The sequence below is a fragment of the Herbivorax alkaliphila genome, assembly GCF_030848475.1.
In the GTDB taxonomy this organism is placed as follows: Bacteria; Bacillota; Clostridia; order Acetivibrionales; family Acetivibrionaceae; genus Herbivorax.
In genome coordinates this window covers 1-6,419 of the sequence record NZ_JAVDDS010000084.1, presented here as the reverse complement: position 1 = coordinate 6,419, position 6,419 = coordinate 1, and the positions used below count along the sequence as shown (strand labels likewise).

Below are 6,419 nucleotides of genomic sequence, written 5' to 3'. Positions count from 1 at the left end.
CTCTTAGATTTCAGATTTCTTAAAAGTTGACATTCATTAAATATGGATATATAATTTTTATTGTATAATTTATTTGGCTGTGAAGAGAAGAGTAGACTGTTATCTTCCTACAAAGAGAGAAAGCACCGTGGGCTGAAAGTGTTTTTTGGGAAATGCAGTTGAAGACCACCTCTGAGCTAAAACGGTGATTACGTTATAGTCCCAATGAGTAATAATTAGGGTGGAACCACGGGAAAAGCTCTCGTCCCTTGTATGGGATGTGGCTTTTTTTATTTTTTTATAGATTAAAAAACAGGAGGTACATGTTTATGGTTAAAATTACACTTAAAGATGGTAGTATTAAAGAATACAATGAAGGCATTTCAGTAAAGGAAGTTGCCGAGAGTATAAGTGCAGGACTTGCAAGAGTTGCTCTAGCTGGTGAAGTTGATGGAGAAGTAAAGGATTTAAGTGAGCAGTTAAATAAAGACTGTCAGCTAAGCCTTCTTACATTTGATACTGAAGGTGGAAAAGAAGCGTACAGGCATACATCTTCCCATGTTTTAGCACAGGCAGTAAAGAGACTTTATCCAGAAGCAAAACTTGCAATAGGACCAGCAATAGACAATGGATTTTATTATGATTTTGATGTAGATAAACCATTTACAGTCGAAGATTTTGAAAAAATAGAGACGGAAATGAAAAAGATAATAAAAGAAAATTTAAAGCTGGAAAAATTTACTCTTAAAAGAGATGAAGCAATAAAGTTCATGGAAGAAAAAGGTGAAACTTATAAAGTGGAATTAATTAAAGAGCTACCTGAAGGAGAGACAATTTCATTTTATAAGCAGGGGGATTTTGTTGATCTTTGTGCAGGGCCTCATTTAGAGTCTACTGGAAAGATTAAAGCTTACAAGTTATTGTCTGTAGCTGGAGCTTATTGGAGAGGAAGCGAAAAAAATAAAATGCTTCAAAGAATATATGGAACTTCATTTCCTAAAAAGAGCAAACTGGATGAATATCTTTTTAGATTGGAAGAAGCAAAGAAAAGAGATCACAGAAAGCTTGGGAAAGAGCTGGATTTATTTGATATATATGAAGAGGGACCAGGTTTTCCATTCTTTATGCCAAAGGGTATGGTGTTGAGAAATTTGCTTGAAGATTATTGGAGAGATGAGCATACAAAAAACAATTATCAGGAGATTAAAACCCCTATTATTTTAAATGAGGATTTGTGGCATCGTTCAGGACATTGGGATCACTATAAAGAAAATATGTATTTTACAAATATTGATGAAGGTGATTTTGCAATAAAACCTATGAACTGTCCTGGAGGAATGATTGCTTATAAGAGAAAGCTTCATTCATATAGAGACTTACCACAAAGAATTGCTGAGCTTGGTTTGGTTCACAGACATGAATTGTCAGGAGCTTTGCATGGCTTAATGCGTGTTAGGTGTTTTACACAGGATGATGCACATATTTTTATGACTTCTGATCAAATAAAGGATGAAGTTTTAGAGGTAATAAATTTAATAGATAGTTTCTATAAGGTATTTGATTTTAAATATCATGTAGAGCTTTCGACAAGACCTGAAGATTCCATGGGGTCTGATGAACAATGGGGTGTAGCAATAAATGCACTAAAAGATGCATTGGAGACATCAGGTAAGGAGTATAAACTAAATGAAGGTGACGGTGCTTTTTATGGTCCTAAGATAGATTTTCACTTAGAAGACTCAATTGGACGTACTTGGCAGTGTGGTACAATACAACTTGACTTTCAAATGCCGGAAAGATTTGATTTGACATATGTTGGAGCAGATGGAGAAAAGCACAGGCCTGTTATGATACACAGGGTTGTTTTTGGAAGTATTGAAAGATTCATTGCTATTTTAACAGAGCATTATGCTGGAGCTTTCCCAGTTTGGTTGTCTCCTGTTCAGGTCAAAGTACTTCCTCTAATTGATAAGCATGTAGAGTATGCACTAAAAGTTAAGAAGCAACTTGAAGATAAGGGTATCAGAGTTGAGGTTGATACAAGAAATGAAAAAATAGGCTATAAGATAAGGGAAGCTCGTCTTGAAAGAGTACCTTATATGCTTGTAATAGGCGATAAGGAACTTGAAGACAACGCTGTAGCAGTAAGATCTAGAAAGGAAGGAGATCTTGGAGCTGTTGCCGTGTCTGAATTTATTGATAAAATTGTAAAGGAAGTTGAGGGGTTAATGTGAGTAGAGCTGATGAAATTTTTATTTCAATGTGTAAGGATATTCTCCAAAATGGAATTTCTTCTGAGGGACAAAAGATTAGAGCTAAGTGGGCTGACGGAACGCCAGCCCACACAATAAAAAAATTTGGTGTAGTCAACAGATATAATTTAAAAAAGGAATTTCCAATTTTTACGCTAAGACCTACTAATTTAAGAGCAGCGATTGATGAGATTCTCTGGATATGGCAAAAAAAGTCCAATAATATTAATGAATTAAACAGCAAAATATGGGATAGTTGGGCTGATGAAGAGGGATCTATAGGAAAAGCATATGGTTATCAGTTGGGCATAAAACATAAATATCCTGAGGGTGAATTTGATCAGGTTGACAGAGTGATATATGATTTAAAGAATAATCCATATAGTAGAAGGATTATAGTGAATATGTACAATCACAGTGATTTGAATGAAATGAATTTATATCCATGTGCCTATAGTATGACTTTTAATGTTACAGAAAACAAGTTAAATGCGATATTGAATCAGAGATCTCAAGATGTTTTGGTTGCCAACAACTGGAATGTATCCCAGTATGCTGTTTTGATACATATGTTTGCAAGAGCATGTGATTTAGAAGTTGGAGAACTAATACATGTTATAGCCGATGCCCATATATACGATAGGCATATACCTTTAGTTGAGGAACTAATTAGCAGGACACCTTATGATGCACCAAAATTGAATATAAATCCTGATAAAAAGGACTTTTATGATTTTAAAGTTGAAGATTTTGTTTTAGAAGGATACTCGGCGGGGCCTCAAATCAAAAAAATTCCCGTAGCGATATAATTTTAGGAGGTTTATTATGAAGGCAATTGTTGCTGTTGATTTAAATTGGGGAATTGGCTATAAGGGAAATTTGTTAAAGCGTATAAGCCCTGACATGAAGCGTTTTAAAGAAATTACAATAAATAAAGTGGTAGTTATGGGTAGAAAGACATTTGAATCGTTACCTAAAAAAGAGCCTTTAAAGGACAGGGTAAATATTGTACTTAGTAAAAGTGGTTCAATTAATCATGAAAAAGTTATTGTATGTCGGTCATTAAACCAATTATTTAATGAACTTTTAAAGTACAATACTGATAATGTATTTTTGATGGGAGGCGAATCAGTCTATGAGCTTCTTTTGCCATACTGTACAGAAGCTTATGTTACAAAGATAAAAAATACATATACAGCAGACAAGTATTTTGTGAACTTAGATGAAAATGACAGCTGGAAGTTGATAGACAAAAGTGATTTGCAAATTTATGATGATGTAGAATTTTATTATACTAAGTATGCAAAATAATAGTGGGGTCAGGCTTGAATAATTTACTTATCGTAGGATAAGTAAATTATTCAAGCCTGACCCCACTATTGCAACATAATGCCAATTGTGATATTATTTTAATAAGCAGTTTTTCAAAATATATTTTCAACTGTCTTAACATTTAATAAGTATAAATTAGGAGGATAACAATGAAGAATAACTTTAACCAATCATTTAAAAGTATTCTTTCTCTTGCAGTGGTGTTTGCTATTTTTACAGGAATATTAACAGGTGGAGTAGCATTTGGCAACAGTTCATTGTCTGCCGAAAATGGGATTGAAAGTCTTATAAATGAGGCTCAAGAACTTTTCTTAAATGACAGAGATCAATTTGTAGACAATTTGAATCAGGATGAATTGGATGAATTAAGAGAGGGAGCAAAGGATTTAACACAAAATCAAAAAAATTCACTTTTAGATAAGTTGAATCGAAATGATAACTTTGATGTAGTTATGAGAAACATATTACTTGCAGATAAAGGGAAACAGTTAATTTTAGAAGATGTTATTTACAAGTTAGAAAACAGAGAAAAGAGTAAACTTGAAAAATTTATTAAAGAAGCAATCTTATTAACATCTGTTGCTGAAAAGAGTAAAACAACCATCGAGTTTCTCAGAGGGGAATTATATAAAGTAAATGAAGATACATATTTAGATTATGTTGATGAAGCCAATGATATTTTTCTTGGAATGAGTAGAGATGATATTGAAGAAGCTCTTCAAGAATTTTCTGAATTCACACAAGCTCAAAAAGATGGCATAATAACTGTTATAATGATTTTAAATCAGGAAAATTTTGATATTGAAATAACTGGTTTTGAATCAATAGCATATGATATTAATGATATGGTAATGTATTGTGGATATGATAATCTTGGCACAAAGATATTATTAAGAATGTTTATATATTTTTCGAATATTGGAGGGACAGGTATAGTAAGAGATCAGGATGATAATGTTTATGATGTTAAACTTGCTGTACAGTTGCCTAAAGATATCGAGGATATGATAGATAGAGCACTTGAAATGACTGGTTTGATGGGAAGAGACGTTACAACATTTGGGCAGTTTCTTCAAGAAATAGAAGAATTGATAAATGAGCACAGTGAAACTGAAATTTATAACTTTAAGGATTTTTTAAATAATGAATTTGATGGAGTCTATAGCGGTGATTTACCAGTTCCAGAAACTGATTCTAACGATAGACCGGTATCACCACCATCTTCAGGACAACCTTCTGATGATGATGATAATGATGACGATGATGATGAGGAGGATGTTAGTGATACACCACCTTCTTCTACGCCAAAACCTGATTCAAAAGAAGTTGAGGAATCAAAAGATGGACTGCCAAGTACTGTTACATTTATAGATGTTGAAGATCATTGGGCTGTAGAGCACATAACGAAATTAGCAAAACTAGGTATTGTAAGTGGTTATACTGATGGTAGTATAAAACCAAATAACAATATAACAAGAGCAGAGATGGCAGTGATTGCTGTAAATGCAGCTTCGTTAGAGCCATCTAAGGAAATAAACTTAAACTTTGAAGATGTGGATCAGATTCCTGACTGGGCTGCTGGACATATTCAAACAGCTGTTGATAATGAAATAATATCTGGATATGAAGATAATACATTTAGGCCGTCTAGAAAGTTAACTAGAGAAGAAATGGTTGTATTAGTTCTTAGAGCATTTGATATTGAAGCTGAGGAAGGGTTAGAACCGTTAACATTTATAGATGTTGATCAAATAGGTTCTTGGTCATTAGAGTATGTAACAAAATCTGTTGATTTAGATATTGTTTCAGGTTACTCTGACAACTCATTTAAGCCTAAGAGAAATGTAACTAGAGCAGAGACATTTACTGTATTACACAAGACTTTAAAGGACTAACTTAATGGGGTCAGGCCTGAAGTAAATTATTCAAGCCTGACCCCTTATTAACTTGCAATTTTTACTGTGGTAGTGTACATTTTTAGCAAGTGGAACAAGTGTATAAAGTGAGGTTACGATGTTCTATGAACAAAGAATACAACAAAATGGAAGAAACAATAAATAAGGCATTTTTTATATTTGCCAATTTTTTAATGGGGATGTTAATTTGGGGTATTACCATTTCTTTTGTATTGATAGAGGCAGGTAAAGTTATAGATAGGTTGATAGGTTTAATATTTATGGGAATAATCTGTATGATTATATATAAGGTTATTGGTAGAAATAAAGAATATTATAAAAAATATTATAAATTTCTGAGGGTTTGTTCGTATATTTTAGGAATATTCATGTTTTTGACTGTTGTTGTAGAATTTACAAAACATAATGAAGTAAGAAACTTGATTTTAGGAATACCTGCAACATTTATTTCAACGTTTTTAGTTCTTTGCTTTTTGAAAAGGGTCAAACAATCTGAGAATACTTACAAAAAAGATAATGAAGTAGATGTAATAGGAACATTTTTGTTTATGGGATTTAATTTTTTAGAAGGGATATTTATTTATGGCATTACTATATCTTTTGCTTATATAGAACCAATTGAAATTATAAGTATATTAATGTTTTTAGTAGTTGCAGGATTAGTATCTATGTGTTTTTACAAAAATTTAGACAAGTTCATTGGTGATAAAAAAATATATTATAAAAAGTATTATAAATTTTTGAAAATCTGTTCGTATATTTTAGGAATACTTATGCTATTGACGGTTATCATGGCATTTTTAGAGCATAGGGAAATAGTAAATTTAATCTTAGGAGTTTTTGCAGTATTTATGGCTACATTTTTACTTTATCGCTTTTTGCACGCACGGGGTCAGGCCTGAATAATTTACTTATTATATAATTTACCCAAAAAAAGTTC

General features: G+C 32.4%; 5 protein-coding genes. All 5 read left to right on the top strand.

All coding sequences use genetic code 11. The annotated features are described in order from the left end of the window. Positions 1-308 precede the first annotated feature (308 nt). The 5 genes from thrS to RBH29_RS16840 all read left to right on the top strand — a co-directional run bounded on the left by thrS (position 309) and on the right by RBH29_RS16840 (position 6,381). Positions 309-2,213, top strand: a complete 1,905-nt coding sequence (gene thrS / locus RBH29_RS16860; RefSeq protein ID WP_306698171.1) for a threonine--tRNA ligase — start codon at positions 309-311, stop codon at positions 2,211-2,213. Next, positions 2,210-3,040: a thymidylate synthase gene (gene thyA, locus RBH29_RS16855; protein ID WP_306698170.1), complete on the top strand. Its 831-nt coding sequence runs from the start codon at positions 2,210-2,212 to the stop codon at positions 3,038-3,040. Before thrS ends, thyA begins: the two co-directional genes overlap by 4 nt. Before the next feature lie 16 nt (positions 3,041-3,056). Next, positions 3,057-3,542: a dihydrofolate reductase gene (locus RBH29_RS16850; protein WP_306698169.1), complete on the top strand. Its 486-nt coding sequence runs from the start codon at positions 3,057-3,059 to the stop codon at positions 3,540-3,542. Between the two features lie 170 nt (positions 3,543-3,712). Beyond that, complete coding sequence (locus tag RBH29_RS16845; RefSeq protein WP_306698168.1) at positions 3,713-5,458, top strand: S-layer homology domain-containing protein; 1,746 nt, start codon at positions 3,713-3,715, stop codon at positions 5,456-5,458. A gap of 125 nt (positions 5,459-5,583) precedes the next feature. Beyond that, a complete protein-coding gene (locus RBH29_RS16840) occupies positions 5,584-6,381 on the top strand; it encodes a hypothetical protein (protein ID WP_306698167.1) in 798 nt (265 codons plus the stop codon). The last annotated feature ends 38 nt before the right edge of the window (positions 6,382-6,419 follow it).